General features: G+C 39.6%; 12 protein-coding genes and 1 tRNA gene. 3 read left to right on the top strand and 10 right to left on the bottom strand.

What is annotated here, in order from left to right; translation table 11 throughout:
• Nucleotides 1-24: 24 nt before the first annotated feature.
• Nucleotides 25-1,218 carry a hypothetical protein gene (locus VJL_RS04430; protein WP_038876007.1) on the bottom strand — a complete coding sequence of 398 codons (1,194 nt, stop codon included), beginning with the start codon at nt 1,216-1,218 and terminating at the stop codon, nt 25-27.
• A gap of 486 nt (nt 1,219-1,704) precedes the next feature.
• On the opposite strand from VJL_RS04430, the gene VJL_RS04425 reads away from it, so the two are divergent.
• Complete coding sequence (locus tag VJL_RS04425) at nt 1,705-1,989, top strand: ribbon-helix-helix domain-containing protein (protein ID WP_038876005.1); 285 nt, start codon at nt 1,705-1,707, stop codon at nt 1,987-1,989.
• An 89-nt stretch (nt 1,990-2,078) separates the two neighbouring features.
• Here the strand turns inward: VJL_RS04425 and VJL_RS04420 are convergent, their stop codons facing one another.
• The 4 genes from VJL_RS04420 to VJL_RS27505 all read right to left on the bottom strand — a co-directional run bounded on the left by VJL_RS04420 (nt 2,079) and on the right by VJL_RS27505 (nt 8,597).
• Nucleotides 2,079-2,999, bottom strand: coding sequence for a helix-turn-helix domain-containing protein (locus VJL_RS04420; protein WP_038875996.1), 921 nt, complete (start codon nt 2,997-2,999; stop codon nt 2,079-2,081).
• Between the two features lie 63 nt (nt 3,000-3,062).
• The gene (locus tag VJL_RS29470) at nt 3,063-3,200 is read right to left on the bottom strand and encodes a hypothetical protein (protein WP_160167704.1); all 138 of its coding nucleotides are present in this window, start codon (nt 3,198-3,200) and stop codon (nt 3,063-3,065) included.
• A gap of 186 nt (nt 3,201-3,386) precedes the next feature.
• A complete protein-coding gene (locus tag VJL_RS04415) occupies nt 3,387-7,565 on the bottom strand; it encodes an Ig-like domain-containing protein (protein ID WP_081634907.1) in 4,179 nt (1,392 codons plus the stop codon).
• A gap of 21 nt (nt 7,566-7,586) precedes the next feature.
• Nucleotides 7,587-8,597, bottom strand: coding sequence for an OmpA family protein (locus tag VJL_RS27505; protein WP_050568810.1), 1,011 nt, complete (start codon nt 8,595-8,597; stop codon nt 7,587-7,589).
• 1,093 nt (nt 8,598-9,690) lie between these two features.
• On the opposite strand from VJL_RS27505, the gene VJL_RS04400 reads away from it, so the two are divergent.
• Complete coding sequence (locus tag VJL_RS04400; RefSeq protein ID WP_038875989.1) at nt 9,691-10,047, top strand: hypothetical protein; 357 nt, start codon at nt 9,691-9,693, stop codon at nt 10,045-10,047.
• A 60-nt stretch (nt 10,048-10,107) separates the two neighbouring features.
• Here VJL_RS04400 and VJL_RS04395 read toward each other — a convergent pair whose 3' ends face one another.
• The 4 genes from VJL_RS04395 to VJL_RS04380 form a co-directional block, all read right to left on the bottom strand.
• Nucleotides 10,108-10,656, bottom strand: coding sequence for a transglutaminase-like cysteine peptidase (locus VJL_RS04395; protein WP_050568809.1), 549 nt, complete (start codon nt 10,654-10,656; stop codon nt 10,108-10,110).
• A 368-nt stretch (nt 10,657-11,024) separates the two neighbouring features.
• Nucleotides 11,025-11,112: transfer RNA gene (locus VJL_RS04390), tRNA-Ser, on the bottom strand.
• A gap of 144 nt (nt 11,113-11,256) precedes the next feature.
• Nucleotides 11,257-11,706 carry an L-alanine exporter AlaE gene (locus VJL_RS04385; protein ID WP_038875987.1) on the bottom strand — a complete coding sequence of 150 codons (450 nt, stop codon included), beginning with the start codon at nt 11,704-11,706 and terminating at the stop codon, nt 11,257-11,259.
• A gap of 440 nt (nt 11,707-12,146) precedes the next feature.
• A complete protein-coding gene (locus tag VJL_RS04380; protein ID WP_038875985.1) occupies nt 12,147-14,567 on the bottom strand; it encodes a hybrid sensor histidine kinase/response regulator in 2,421 nt (806 codons plus the stop codon).
• Nucleotides 14,568-14,620: 53 nt separating this feature from the next.
• On the opposite strand from VJL_RS04380, the gene VJL_RS04375 reads away from it, so the two are divergent.
• Nucleotides 14,621-15,232: a YecA/YgfB family protein gene (locus VJL_RS04375; protein ID WP_096030927.1), complete on the top strand. Its 612-nt coding sequence runs from the start codon at nt 14,621-14,623 to the stop codon at nt 15,230-15,232.
• Between the two features lie 62 nt (nt 15,233-15,294).
• Here VJL_RS04375 and VJL_RS04370 read toward each other — a convergent pair whose 3' ends face one another.
• Nucleotides 15,295-16,461: a glutathionylspermidine synthase family protein gene (locus VJL_RS04370; RefSeq protein ID WP_038875984.1), complete on the bottom strand. Its 1,167-nt coding sequence runs from the start codon at nt 16,459-16,461 to the stop codon at nt 15,295-15,297.
• Nucleotides 16,462-16,465 lie beyond the last annotated feature (4 nt).

The raw sequence follows: 16,465 nt of genomic DNA, 5'->3' as shown, positions 1-16,465 counted from the left end.
ACTCGTATTTGAGTGCTTACGTTTTTATTTTATCAAGCCAATTTTTAATGAATCAAAATCTTTATTCGCGTTCTCATAAATAAAGGTAGCTTGATTCCCCCAGTAATCATATAAGTCCACATATCCAGTATTCTTAGTAAACCGTGACATAGAGTTATAGTGATACAGCGAGCTACCAGTGGTTGGATGGCCACATCGATAATTACTTGGCTTATCGACACAAAGGTAACCTTTAGCCATAAATCCATCATTCCAATAATATACTCCAACGACATTAATCAAACGTTTAGCTGGCGTTGATAACGTAGTACTTTGATGTGATATAGGTGAACTCCAATAGTTGGACGTATCCAAATGCTTTATAACTTGGCTAGTTTTATCGGTTGGATAATGCAAATATGTAAGTGAATCCCAAGTTGATTCATTAGTGTTAACCAACAAAGATGGATCGGACTGCCATGCAGACACGTAGCCATCACTAGATGTATATGTCGGCGTATCCTTGTACACTAAATTTTTTGACCTTTCAGAATACTCATCAACATAAAAGAACTTCATTCTATGCTTCGTAATGGCGTAATTTTTATGATAAGGTTCCTCACTATGTATATCAAAATCGCTTTCTGTATATCTAGTCGGTGCTATTGTAGCTAGTTCTACATGATCTTTATTTTGTGCACTACCAGTACACGTATCACCAATTTCAAACATATCAAACGGATCATCATCATTTACGGCATAAATAACAGGGCATAGCTGGTATGTATTATTTTCTTTATTCGAGGTAATCCAGTAATCTACGGTTTGATGTTCTGATTCTTTATTCAATTCTAATGATAAAAGTTTCTCATCATCATTGAAATAAACTATTGAGACACTCTTATCGTTCTTTGGAATTTTATTTTTTTTCTTGTTGGTGATAAGATGAGAATATCTATTTTCTGTTAATGAAAATTTAACTTCTGACGAAATGTTATCTGAAGTTTGATACTCTCTTAAACCAAAAGCAGCGTGATATCCGTTATTCAGAATACTTCCATCTGGAATATCAAAGGAGACTAAAGCCCCCGCTTGCATTCTATCATTGGCAAAAATTTTACCATCACCATGACTCCATTCTATTTGAAGGTTTTCTATTTCCGCTATCGGTGGTCCTTCACTTGCTACACAAATTAACGGCAGCGTAGCTACAAAAAACAGTGGGATATTTTTAATCATAATATACTTATTCCTATTGACAGCATGTGTCATTTCATAAAATTAATTTAAAAACAACAATTAAAGTAGTGTTTTACATTTATAACAATCACATTTTAAACGTATTTATTCTTTAAAAATATTTATGCCTCCTCCCTTACTTATAGATTAATAAAGCTGATGTACGAAAGTAGATTACGGCTAGTTTAATCTATGTTGGTAGTACATATTTATTTTTACTCAGTAATAAATAGTGGTAGTAAATATATATTAAATTGTTTAATTTTACTTATTACTGACAATCATTTTAATGACAAAAATATATATATATACTAATGATTTTTGAGAACGAAACTCTCATTATCGAATCATAACCAGCAACTAAATGCTCTTAACTATTAATTTAATTAACAATAATTTTCGTTTGTGCTATTTATAAGTTACACAACTATAAAGTAAGTTTTAATTAGTTAAGTTAAAGCTAAAATTATAAACAGAGGGCTGATTATGGTTGGAAAGTCCTTCTTTGACGAACCGCAGTACATATATACTACAAGGTCACGTTCGGTGAGAATCTTGGGGCAAACTACCAGTATAAGACTTGAGAACAAATATTGGGAAATTCTTGATGAGATTTCAGAAAAAGAGAGATTGAGCCGAGGAGAACTCATATCTTTTATTTATGCTAAAGCTCTAGATGAAGGAATGGAATTTATTAACTTTACATCTTTACTAAGGATAATCTGCGTAATCTATATAGAAAATAAAGATAGAATAGAAGTTAAGACATAGAAACTCGCTTCAATGACTAAAATAATAATATAATTAATTGATATGGTACTCACTATAAATATTAGTGAGTACTTTTTTGCTTTCTGTTTTTAAATAAGTTTGTATATTTCTTGCTTAGATAAAAATTTCGCAGAGTCAACTCGATATAAACCATTTCTATATCTACTTTTACCCACTTTAATCAACCCATTGCCATCAAGCTCATCATAAGCAACTAACTCTGCTTCAAGATGTGCCATGTAACCGACTGACCACTTATCAAAAACATAAAAATAGACGTCATGTATATTCCCTCTCAATGATATGAATTCAGGCACCAACTTATTTAAAATCCAATATACCGATTCAAACAGGGAAAACCGGCTAACAATACATATTGCGAACTTGTCAATTTCATTATATTTCTTTGAAGCTGAATACGGTATACTTTTGTAAGGACTACAAAAATGGCTCTTTATTTCTTTTTGATCAAAGATAAACGAAATAGAATGACCTACCATATGATTACTCGTCGAATCAATTATTTTTTTTGCAAATAATTTTCCACTTTTTTGATATTCTATAACATCTATATCAGAAATTTTAGTGTCATCAAAGTTTACGTTGCTTAAAAAATTTCTAAGCTCAGCACTAACACTTCTTGTTTTACAAGAAAAATCAACGATTTTATAACTCTTTTGTAATCCTTCTTGTAAACGTTCCATATATGATGCACTCGTTAACATCGACTCTGAAGAGTGGAATCTCTCTTTCGCTATTTCCCTTAGCAGATCGTTACTCTCATCATATTCCAAACTGGTTAAGTATGGTGTTAAATCATTAGTAAGCACTCTAAGTACTTTTATCGATTTAGAAATGCTTGGTTTAGTTATACCTCGTTCCCATCGACTGATTGTGACTGAATCCAAATGCTGTAGTTCTTGATCAGATAGATTTAAACGTGCCACCAAGCCGCTTTGTGTAAGCCCTTCTGCTATTCTAAGTTTTTTTAAATAATATCCAAAATCCATATTAATCCCTTGACCACTTACTTGAAATTAATGACAGTACCTTATTTAACCTATCTATTATGCTTATAGCTCAAATTCTTTTCTAAGCTTTCTATCTTCCAATATCTCTTCCACTCGTTTTCTTACCTTATATTTACTCAATTCCTCTTTATTCACTCTCTTTGATTTTTTATTTTTACGATGAAATTCCAGTTCTTTCATTTTATATCCTTGTTTATCACCCACCAAATTAAATATTATTATCAATAAGAATTGATTTAACTTAATACATAAAATAAAAGCATATGAAATAATCATGAAAGAGTAATGTAAAGAAAGTGTCATAAAGATAATTATTAAAAATAAAAAAGGAAGCTAAATAGCTTCCTTTTTTTAAGAGTGAGTTTTCTAAGGCGCAATAGATGTTTCGACTATCGCTATATATGGTTGGGCTAATGCAGGGGGATCATCAGATAATGTACCCCATGTTTCAACACTCCAATCATTTTTTATAACCATAAATGAGTCTAAGCTAGAATAAAGGCTTCGAATACCATTACCTTCATCGTTTACAGAGTTAGGTACCTGCCCGCCTTTATTTCGGTCACCCCAGGTAACCACATCTCCATTTTGGTCTATCGCAGCAAAAGCCTCATTTGTTGCTCTGATTACTGCGTCTGGTAGGAGGCTCACACCAGAAACCTGTCCATCGGTAAAATCGCTTCCCCAAGCATAAACTGAGCCATCTCCAGCAATAGCAGAGAAACCAGAGTTACTATTAGTGGGAATAACAGTCTCGATATTTGTCAATGTCAGAGGAAAGGTGTCTTCAGTAGAAAATTGCCACGAAGAAACGGTTTTGTCCCATCTTAACAGAGCAAATTTATTGGTGTTTGAATATACACTTCTAACATTGGTAGTATCAACTGTAGCTGGAATTACACCTGCTCGACTGCTTGAGCCCCACGCCAAAACAGAGTTGTCGCCCAGAAGAGTTAGAAACGAGTTGCTCGTTGACATTATGTCTTTCACTCCTGCAGAAAAATCCAACGTTAGGAAGGTTGTCATGCCATCCCCTTGCCCCCAATAGCTTAGGGTTCCATCGTATTTTATTCCTACAAATCCTACGCCATTGGCATAGACTTCTTTAACACCCGTATTGTAATCAACCCCACTCGTTCTGTTTGGTAAGGCTCTTCCCCATGTCTCTACGGTGTCATCTTCTTTCAAGGCGGCAAAGCCTCTAGAAACCGACGCTATGTCCAACACGGTACCTGTAAGGTCAGCACCACTACTATCGCCACCATCATCGGCAGAACCCCATGTAACAACTTGACCATCATTTTTTATCGCCACGAAAGCAAAGTCTGCTGCATATATTTTAACTACACCCTCACTAAGCTCAGTGCTAACGCTACTGCTATCGCCACCAGTAAACCCTCTTCCCCACGTAACAACAGAGCCATCACTTTTCAGCGCAGCATAGTCCGTTTGGTTTGAGTATATCGTCTCGACTTCACTAGATAAGTCCACACCAGAACTGTCAGCCCCCAAACCGGTTCCCCAAGTAACTACAGAGCCATCATTTTTTAGCGCTGCAAAAGAGCGACTTGCTGAGTAGATTTCTGTTGTGACGCTAACTCTGTAAACACTGTACTCAGAAGTCGTTTGACCATAAATGTCTCGTCCGGTGACCTCTAAGCGAATGCTCAAATCTGGGTTTGTAGCTTGATATGCATATGTTGATGTTGTCGCAACAACCAATCCATCAATGCTCCACTCATATTCATACTGTGAGGCATTACAGGTTGTACAAATCACATTTGAACTGAGCACGCCGCCAATTGTAGGTATGCCTGAAACAGTTAGAGATGTAATCTCGGGCAGAGGTGGTGGTAAGATATCAACAGACACTAAGCCTTGTGCAAAATGAGCTGGTTCATGACTGTCTTTAATATTGTATACAAAGACATCCTTACCATAGTCTCCTACCTTGGGCGTGTAGATCAGCTTCTTGTTGGCATCATCAATAACTACGTCACCTAGAGATGCACCAACAGCACTTACGAGTATTAGTGGTTCAGCAGTTGTGTCAGATGTACTGATCTGTGAACTTAAGTCAATCTCGACGGTTACACCGGCGTCAGTAGTCACACTGACGTCATTGGCATTGAGGTCATGGCCTGCGTCTGGTGAAGATATAATTACAATATCACCAGTATCAGTCAATTCCCCATCAGATACTGTATATATTAACGTATCTACACCAATATATCCGTTTGGAGTATACGTGATTGATTGTCCGTTCAATGTTACTACTGCGGGTGAGGTTGCTGACGTTACATTGGTAATCAACAATTCAGACGTTGGTGTTTCGCTGTCTGATATATAAGCAGATAGATCAACCGTTTTTGCTAAATCAGGTGTAGTTTCTATTTGTACAATATTCGCTACCGGTGGGTTAGGGTTACTTTGAACAACTGTGACCGTTACTGTTGCCATTGCCAATCCACCTTGGCCATCGCTGATCACGTATACGAACTTATCTTCACCCACAAAGCCATTTGGCTCATAGATTATCTCTAGCGGATTGTCCGGATTTACATTCACCTCACCAATAGATGCAATAAGGTCAACTATTTCTAACGGGTCTCCATCGGCATCTGACACGCTTCCAGACACTGAAATTGTTTTCGAAAGTTCAGTGTCTGACATTGTTATAGAAATAGCACCTGCTGTCGGAATTGTGTTATCTGGTGTTGAGTCATTCACAGCTACATTTATTGAGCCAATCGCTGTGCCTCCATTGCCATCAACGACCGTATAGGTGAATTGATCTAGCCCTCGGAAACTACCGGGAGAATAACTTATTCCTGTATCACCAACTTTAACTGCTCTGCCATCGGTGCTGTAGATGTTTTCAATGGTTAATAGATCACCATCCGCATCAGAAATAAGATTTAAATCTATTAGATCAAACGTCCAAGTCGGTAGAACATTTGCATCCAATACATAACTATAATCTTGCGCTTCTGGCGGTGAATTTGGTGATAATGGATTTGAGTCTTCCGAGTTTACAACCACATAAGCTGAAGCAAACCCTCCCTTTCCATCTTCAACAATGTAAGACGCTTGATCCACGCCAACAAAACCATTTGGGGTAAACGTAACTGTGTCACCATTCAATGAAAATCTACCTGAAGCAGAAATCAAGCTACTAATAACTAATGCATCACCATCAGTATCGGACACTTGGTCAGCCAGATTTACGCTTACACTTGTATCGTTAGTTGTTGTTAACGCAATATTCTTGGCTACTGGTGGTGTATTGTCCGGAGATGGAGGTCCATTAATCACGACAATAATGGTTGACATGCTTTCTAAATCACCACCATTGACTCTGTAATTTAGGGTAGCAACACCTGGAGTTTGTGCTTGATAGTTGAACGATGGTGAGTTGACATCCGATACCACACCCAAACCCGTTTCATCTTCAACACTCGTCAGTTCCCATCCATCAATATTATTGAAAGTTACAGATTGACTGACGTTTACAATCACAGAGGCACCTTGTTCCACACTGAGTGTCTGAGGATAAGCTGTGAGTGTTGGTTCTTCTGGTTGAACTGCAGAATCAACTACCGTCACTGTAATGGTTGCAAGCGCATTCGCGCCGCGTCCATCTGTTACTTTGTAAGTAAATTGATCGACACCACGAAAATCTCCAGGCGTATATACTACGTTGTTATTACTGGATAATATTGCTCGGTTGTTGGTGCTGTATAGATTATCAACAGCCAAAGTATCACCATCGGCATCGCTCACCAAATCTGATAAATCGATGTTAATGTTCGCCTGATCTGCAACATCCATTGTTACCGCTTGATCTTCCGCTTCCGGTGGGGTGTTGGCGCTGGTTGAGTCACCTGCATTTACAATGATATACGCTAAAGCGTAGCCTCCTTTCCCATCATCAACACTATAGACTGCTTGATCAATTCCAACATAATCACCTGGCGTAAAGGTTACTTGGTAACCATCTTCAGCCAATACGAAACGTCCCGTTCCAGAGATAAGACTCGTTATTTGTAACGTATCGCCATCTTCATCTGAAATAAAGTTGCGTAAGTCCACGCTAACATTAGAGCCGTCGTTTGTTTCTAACGTGATATTTTGGGCAACTGGTGGGTTATTCCCAACCGTACTTCCATCATTAACAGCCAACACAACTTGTGAGCTTGAGGTTAAATTTCTGTCGCTAACCGTATAATTTAAGTGTCCTACTCCGGCGTTTTCGACAGAATAGTCAAACGATCGCTCGTCTTGGGATAAAACTTCTCCCAACTCGCTCTTGTCATCTAGCGATGTTAACTTCCAGTTAGGTACGTTTTCAGCCAACACTGAATTCGAAATGTTTACGCTCTGAACTTGACCTTTTTTCAAGACAAAAGCCTGAGGAAATGCAACCAAACGAGTCACTTTTTGTTCAGGTTCTAAAAACTGGTCTTTTTTATCGTCTCCGTCACAGCCAACCACCATCGTTGCTAAAACGGTTACCATTAATGGTAAAAACTTCCTATTAGGCATACTTTCTCCAACTTTAAATTCTTACCTTTCAGTTTCTGTAGAAACAACAACATCAGGGATAGTAATCTCAATACGACGGTTCATCGCACGTCCGTCCGAGGTGTCATTATTAGCAACTGGACTTTCTTCACCTCTACCAAGAGTAGAAATTCTCGTTTCAATGATTCCTTCAGAGACTAAGTAATCTTTAACTGCATTAGCGCGGTCTTCAGACAGTTGTTGGTTATAATGCTCAGAGCCAACATTATCGGTATGCCCTTCGATCACAATACTAACTTCAGGGTGTTGCTCCAAAAATTCCAAAACATCAGAAAATGCTGCAGTGTTATTTAACCGGCTTGAATCAAACGCAAAAAGGTGGTTCTGTTTTTGTTCAGAGTACACAAAAGTTTTTGTTTCTTTTATCTCGATCTCTTCTATTGGCATTACAACAACAGCCTCGGTTTGCTCTTTTATAAAGCCAAAGCGCCAATCAAAGCCTACTGTCAACAGATGGTGGTTAGTGTAACCAACGTTCTCATCACCGAGGCTATCCGTGTACTGGTAATCTAACCGAGCCACTAATGAAGAGCTAAAGGCATATTCGATGCCCGCCCCTATAACTGGCGCAAACCCTTGCTCATCCGCCTCTCTAAGTCCGCGGCTTTCACCAAACCATGCCGCCCCACCGACTCGTGCATATGGATAAAAAGCGATATCCAATGGATAACCAACTTTGGCACTCAACACAAGTTGTTGGAACTCCCCATCGATCTCGCCTTGCGGGTACTTAGCATACGCACTTCCTAAGTACTGATAGCTAAGTTCAGAAGAAAGGTATTTGTTTATAGCAAACCCCAAGTGTGCATCCCCGGCAAAGCGAGTGGTCGCACTGTCATAGGCATCTTTATTCTTTACATCCCCATAATCACCGATCCCAACACCTCCACCAACATACCAATATTGCTGGGAATCACTTTCGGATGCTTGCAATGGAAAGCTTGTGGAAACAAAAGTTAAGACACACAAAATATGTCTATTGGTCATTCTCATATTTATCTACCATACATCATTCACTTAAATGGATTTATCGTATGTACACCGATATGCTTATAAAAAATATAGCAAAGTATTCTCAACATGCTGTTAGAGAAGCGTTTTTATTTCAAATTAGCTTCTTACCTCACAAAAAAAACATAAGAAAAAACTAAATTAGTAATAACTAAGAAAGAAAGGTGAAATTAAACTTATATAACAGTGAGTTAGAGAGTTTTCTTTATGTAGCAATTGTTACTTAATATCTAGAAACGTAAAACCTGGTTAGTTTTAAGATTAGAAAGTAAGCAAAATATCAATAAAAATAAAAAAAACAAGGTTCAATTAGGTCGAGTCTTAACTTTAAGACTGATAATGAGGTGCATTATCGTTTGATAGTGCTGCACACTCTTAGAATAGATGTTTCTGTAAAGGCAGGGGACATTTTCACCAAAACGGAAGGATTGTTATCACACATTGTAGTCAAAGAACCGACTTCAGCACTGTCCCCCTTAAGCACCCAATCATTTACCGTCGAATAGATTTCATCTTCTGAAATCGAGCGCTTAAAAGCAGAGGCTAAGATGTTGTAAGCATTAATTATTTTCCCTTCAGACACTCGTAACTGATACCTTAGTAAATCGTTATATAAGTACACTGAAGTAATCCAACCAGAAAGGCTAATGATTACCATTGTCAATGAAAAGAAATTTCCTTTAGTACTTTCGAAAAACATAATATTGAGCTACCTCTTTGTTTTAATTATATTTATTTTCTATTACCGACTTTAATTAACAATAATTTTACTCAAACCTCAATTAGAGTAAATAATCAAATTTGAAAAATAACATTCACCTACCATTAAGACACCTATCTCACAATTAAGAAACCAATGTATCTCATATATGAATAACGCATCCTTATGCTTTAAAAACATGAAGTTATAAAATCACAACTAGATTTTGTAAAAAGCAAAAAATAGACTCTGATAATATTTTCAAACTAACCTGACATAAAAATAACCAAACGCTATTGATATCAAAATCAAAAAGGTGAGAATATGTAAAACTTTGTGAACAGTACGCACAAAAGATGAACAAGAAGACTTTATATGAAGACGAAATTTAGTAACGCTTTATCTGTGTGGTTAATGCTTTCTCTTAGCTTATCTGGGTGGGTAACGTCTGTTTACCTATTCAAAGAAACTAGAAAACATCAGAATTTTGTTCTGGAAGGAAAATTAATGAACGCTTTTAATATATTAGAGCATTCACTAAAGAATATAAGTTCTGAAAAAGAGGTTTATCAGAAAATCAAAGAGTGGCACCAGCATGAAAAAAGTGCTCAATTAGGCTCACTTAAAACCGTTTGCACCCACAAACCCGAAATGATTGCATTACTATCGCCTATGTTTTGTAAGACTACAGCAATTCGTGTATGCGATATTTTCCTTGAAGAGCAATTTTGAGTCTGCCGTTAAGTGACTCAAACGGAAGCTTATAATCCAATTTAATAGTGATATAACCCACTATCTAAAAACTTCCGTTTCTAACTCTTTAAATCTGGCTTGATGCCTGAAATCCATTTTATCTAACAGTTCTGACCATTTATGCAAAGTGATTTCAGTAATTCTAAACACATGTTCATTTACCCATAAGTAATCATGGTTAAATGATGCTAATCGTGTCCCCTTATAATACCTATCTGCCAAATAAATCTGCTCATATCTGCTGTCAAGAACATATATCAGGTCACCCTCGAAATATTCCAATACCATATGTACGGAGTCACCTTTTAGCACGTAAACTAATCTCAGTTTTTCTTTAGGGACACGCTTGTTTAACAACGAAAAGTATTTAGCAATAGCGATATCTTCGCAATCCCCTTGTTGTTTTGTTAATGTCTCAACCGGAGTCGCCCAATAATCACTGATTCCCCAGAGAACTGCATCTTCAACATACTGAATTCTCTGGTATGTTGACTGAGTATACATGAGCGTTTCAACGCCTTGCGCAAAGCAAAGAACGCTGTTTGTAGAGTATATAGAGAAAACCAAAATAAACCTGACAATCATCATAACCTTCAACTTTAACACTCAAGGTTCACGTAGTTTTAATTGTAGAAGATAAACTCGTAAGCAATCTTAAACTTTAACTCTATGACGCTTTACCAGTTTTATAGTTGTTTATTAGTTTTTGAGAACGCTTATGTTGTTTAAACCCAATGGTACGAAACCAAGCTATGAGAAAGACCACATTAATTAACAATTAATGCCTCTCCTCTAAACCTTGTTACTATACGATCAATTGAGGCAAGAACTTTAATCAACCGTGTTTTATCGCGCCATTGATTCAGGCAGTGGATTTTATTGAGAGATATGGACCTTGTTGATAGGTAAAATTTGATACAAAAAAAGACGTCCTAGGACGTCTTTCTTCAAGAATGTGGCGGTGAGTGAGAGATTCGAACTCTCGATACGTTGCCGTATACACACTTTCCAGGCGTGCTCCTTCAGCCACTCGGACAACTCACCGAATCAAATTTTGGTTGGTATCGTTAACCAACGAGGCGCTAATTTAATGATTATGTGCCTGATGGTCAAGGCTAAACACGAAAAAAAGCGCCCTTTTGCGTTTGTTTGCTCACTATCTAGCTAAATTGCATAAAACAGGGGCAATTATGCTTCTTGATAGTAGCCAGGTACTCGGAACCAACGGCGGCATTGGTCAAGGAAGTAACCGTAAAGTACACCCATACCACAAGACACAACTGCGTTACTCGCTACTGCTGTGATAATTTGGTCAGTAGAAGCGCCTACCGCAAGCAAAATGCCCGCATAAACCGGAGATTGGAATAGCACGTAGGCCATCAAGTCAGATACGTTCTTCATGAAAGATGAAGGTGAAAGCTTGTTGCCTTGGCGCAATACCCAGTCACGGAACATGCCATAAGGCCATGCAATCGCGATGTTGACCGGAATAGACAACGTACGCGATGCCAAAGACTGCTCGAACGTCATACCCGAGATCAAAATCTCAATGATCATCCCTGTGATAAAACAAAAAACCACCATAGCAAAAGTATCCGCTGCGGCGTTACGAATACAAAATGGTCCACGAGACTTCATTTACAACCTCTAAAATCAAACACTATTAAAAACGACATCTATAAAATGATTTACTGCATTTAAAACTACATAGCAGTTAATGACGCTATTAGAGCACAATATTTTCAGTTTATGATTCCGTTTTAAAATCTCAGTTGTAAATTAATAACCAACTTTAAGGTTAAAAGTAGCAGCTTTCACCAAAACCAATAAAAGGCACCGCTAAAGGACCTAAAATGAAGTTAAAAAACGTAATTTACTTACCAACGAACGACTTAGCTCGCGCTAAAACACAAAAAACCAGACGAATATCTGGTAAGCGAATTTCAAAAAGATCGGCTTATGCTACTTGGAGAAGGATTTTCAGAGTAAATGCGAAGTTTGTGAGATTTGATGAATGGACAAGGACAGAAGAAGCAACTCGAACCTCTGTTCAAGCGGCTTCCTCTTTATGAGTGAGGTTATTGATCTGCCAATAAAATGGTGAGCTGATCGATGTCTTCTTGTTCAGGAGATAATGCGTTGATCAAGTGACTTTCAATACGTTCGATCACGCCTCTTAACTCCTGCGTGACGCTCGGTTGAACACTGTCAAAAATATGAGCGAGCGTTGTCATCGCTTGTTCTAAGTTACCATCATCTAACGCCATGTAAAAATTCAAAAGCAATGCCTCTACATTACGCGGCTTCGCTGGCTCGTCTCCCTGCTTATTTTGATATTGGTAGAGGATTGAAGAATGGCGATACAAGGCATCATCCAACTCAGACTCAACAACAGGTTTAGCAATAATGTGGTTGGCACCAACATCGAGCATCCGCTCTTGTGTCTCTTTAAATACATCGGCTGTACAACCGAAGATCAACACAGATTTTGCAGGCGAGTCCATGGAACGAATCACAGCGATTGCCCCTACCCCATCGAGTACTGGCATATGGTTGTCCATTAAGACCAAATCGAACTCTTGCTTGGCGACCTGCTCGACCGCTTGCTGTCCATTCTCCACACACACACACGTAAAGCCTTTGGCTCGTAAAAAGGTCTCCATAATGATGGTATTGGTTCGATTGTCTTCGACGATCAGAGCGTGTAAACCTTGGCAATCAAGCTTATGTGTGTTGGTCGATTCCGAAACACCCGCTTCACACGGATTGAGCTCCAGTTCCACCACAAACTTGGTGCCAATACATTCTTGGCTTTGAACGCTAATGCCACCTTTCATGTGTTCAGAGATCTGCTTAACAATCGCTAGTCCTAAACCCGTTCCACCAAATCGACGCATCGTTGAAGATTCGGCTTGCTCAAACGGTCGGAAAATTCGTTTTTGCGCATCGGGATGAATGCCAATTCCAGAGTCTTTGACAGTGATAATAAGCTTAGCGTGATCGCTCTGTATCTGTTCTTCCAACTCAACTTCAACAAAACCGCGATCCGTAAATTTCACGGCATTATTAAGAAGGTTAAACAGTACTTGGCGAAGGCGTGCTTTATCGTTGTTGTACCATCGCCCTTGTGGAACATTTGAGACGACTCGGAACTGTAAGCCCTTTTCAGCACAAAGTGTGTGGTAAACACTGTTAATACTGCCGAGAATGGACTCGATAGGAAATGGGGTGTTATCAAGTTCGATATGACCTTGCTCTATTTTGGAGTAATCGAGGATCTCGTTAAGCAACGTCATCATATGATCGCCAGAATCATACAAGGTATTGAGGTGTTTTCTTTGCTCATCTGTAAGTGGCGTCTTTAACAAGATTTGCGCGGTGCCTAGCACACCATTCATCGGTGTTCTGATCTCATGAGAGAGTGTGGCGAGAAAAGCAGTTTTCGCATTGGTAGACGCCTGAGCCTTCACCCTCTCTTGCTCTAAATAAACGGTTTTTTCGTTAAACTTAGTCACCAAGTGGCCGATTTCATCCTCACTATCATAAGCAATATCGATGATGCCTCCGGTCTTAGAATCATCGACTTTTTGAGCGATTCGCACTATCGGTTCAACGATGTATCGATTTAGCAAGTAATATCCGACCAGCACACAGAGCAATAAGAATGGAATAATACCTCGCTCTACACTCATGACTTGTTCAAACACTTGGTCGGCAACTTTTACCTTTGCGTTAACAACGTCCATCTGCCAATTGAACGCTCCGAAGCCTAATTGGCTGATGTAAATGTCTTTGCTGAGTTGGAAATTGTGCTCAATCACGACTTGCGAATCAGCGTCACGGATAACCACCCCTAAAGAATATTGATTTGTATGCTCTCGAATAAATTGAAATAAAGCTTCTAAAGAGAGATCCACTGTTGCCACGCCAGCAAATAGCCCATCTTCATAATAGGGTGCAGACGCCGTAATCATTTGAACCTGGGTGAAAGTATCGATGTACACGCCAGACCAAGTGACGGTTCCTGAAGGCGCATTGGCCACAGATTGATACCAAGGTTCGTTGTCGTAACCGCCAGATTCAGGATTATTGTACGAGTGGATCTGATCCAACCCACCCGTTTCATTCTTATTGAAGAATAAGCTTGTGTATTGCCAACGAGCACCGTCTAGGGTTGGCTTCGGCCATAGGCCACCACTGACAATGATGTCGTCACTCACACGAAGGAGTTGAGGAATCGTCTTTTGTAAGGAGATGCTCTGTTCAGGCGTTTGCCCTAGCCCTACCAGACTATTAAGCAGACCAACTGAGCTGGTCAGCGGCTCTTCTATTTGAGACGCCAACAACTGCGTACGCAAATCGAGATTACGTTCGAGTTTGCTTCGAACTGGTGGCTCAACAACGAGATACACAACAGAGCCAATCGTAGCAATGAAGAAGCACAAATAAAGTGTTAGGGCGAGAATGCTTTTTTTTCTGAGTGACGAGCGAATTTCCATAGATGTAGCCGAATCATTCCCTAATATCGATTTATCACTAATTGATTGGTAATATGAGCGCAACCAACCAGCCCATTAACAAATGGTATTCTATTTTGAAACTACAAGACATCCTTTCTCTTCCAGAACTTGATGGAAAACTACTAAACCTAGCGAAAACTCAAGGCTTCGTAACGGCAATGGCTTCTGCGCCAAACGTGCTGAACCCTCAAGAGTGGCTGCCATTCCTATGGGGCGGTGAAGAAACAGCACCCTTCACAGACGGCGAGCAACTAGAACAGTACATTGATGAGATTGTTCAAATGTGGAACCAAACTCGCCCAGCGCTTCTAGAAGGCGCGTGGCAATGGCCAGAAGGCTGTGAGTTGGATGATCAAGATATCGTGTCAGCAAACACGCGTGATTTCTGTGAAGGTGTCCTTCAGGGCTGGCAGTTGACTCGTGATGATTGGGAAACCCTAATGCCAGAAGATAGCGAAGACAGCGCGCTACTGGGCGGCGTTCTACTTTCTTTGACGATGCTGTACGATCCAGAAACAACAATAGCAACACTGGCAGAACAAGGCATGGAAGGTCTTGAGCAATTTGAAGAAATCTTCAATGCAATGCCAATGATGCTTGGCGGCTTGACTCAGCGTGGTGTCATGCTGGCAGAAGAAGAGTAAGATTCTCTGCTCTATTGAATACACTAAATGAAAAAGCTCTCCAAGTCGGAGAGCTTTTTTGATCAATCTAGAATGACATGGGGAATATAACGCGCCATATCTTGGGTAACTAAACTGCTGTCTTCACGAATAGAGATACCCGCGGCTTTATCGTTTACTAACCAACTGCCAATTAAAGTATGACTAGGACCAAACTTAGGTAACGGGTAGTACTGCTGAACAATGTTATGAGCCGACTCATAGGGACCAGGGGTTTTCACTACGCGCTGTCCATTCTTCACAATCTCTATATTCGCGCCTTCGCGAGAAAACAGTGGTTTGATGACGTAGTCTTTCAAAAGGTCCGCTTTTGGATCATTGGCAAAATACGCCGGCAGTAAATTAGGATGGTTTGGAAAGCGTTGCCACAACAAAGGAAGCAGTGCTTTGTTAGACAGAATGGATTTCCACATCGGTTCTAACCAGTTCACGCTCGCCGTTGCCAAATATTGGTTGTATTCCTCTTCAAACATAAATTCCCATGGATAGAGTTTAAACATCCACCGAATCGCTCGGCCATCGGCATCGACGAAACGCCCTTCTTCCGTTACGCCAATATCTTCGACGTAGACGAACGCGGTCGACAGTCCTGCTTCTCGAGCGCAGTCTTCTAAATATTGGACCGTGCCTTTGTCTTCTTCTGTGTATTTACAACAACTGAAATGAAGCGTTTGCCCTGGCTGCAATTTGGCGATTTCCGCAAAACGTTCAATCAAGAAATCTTGCAAGATGTTGAATTGATCGGCTCTTTGATGGATACGCCCTTTGTTCACGACATCTTCTAACCACACCCACTGCCAAAAACCCGTTTCAAATAAGGATGTGGGGGTATCGGCGTTGTTTTCCAAAAGCTTTGCGGGTGATGAACCGTTGTAAGCAAAGTCCAACCGAGAATAAAGCGACGGCTCTCTACTTCTCCAAGAAGAAGCAACCTGAGACCACATGGATTCCGGAATCGCGCATTGGGTCAGTAACTGCTCACTTCTAATCACCTCATCCACAACTTCAAGGCACATTTGATGAAGCTCCTCCGTTGGCGCTTCTATATCTCGTTCGATTTGCTCTAATGTGAATTGATAGTACGCACTCTCATCCCAATAAGGTTGGTCGTACATAGAGTGAAACCCAAAACCAAACTGGCGTGCTAAATCACGCCAGTTTTCTCTTTCTTGTATTTCTCTTCGAAACATAAAT

Origin of the sequence: Vibrio jasicida CAIM 1864 = LMG 25398, assembly GCF_000400365.1 — a bacterium.
GTDB classification, from domain to species: Bacteria; Pseudomonadota; Gammaproteobacteria; order Enterobacterales; family Vibrionaceae; genus Vibrio; species Vibrio jasicida.
The sequence above is the reverse complement of the archived record's forward strand: the minus strand, read 5'-3'. Positions and strand labels throughout refer to the sequence as shown.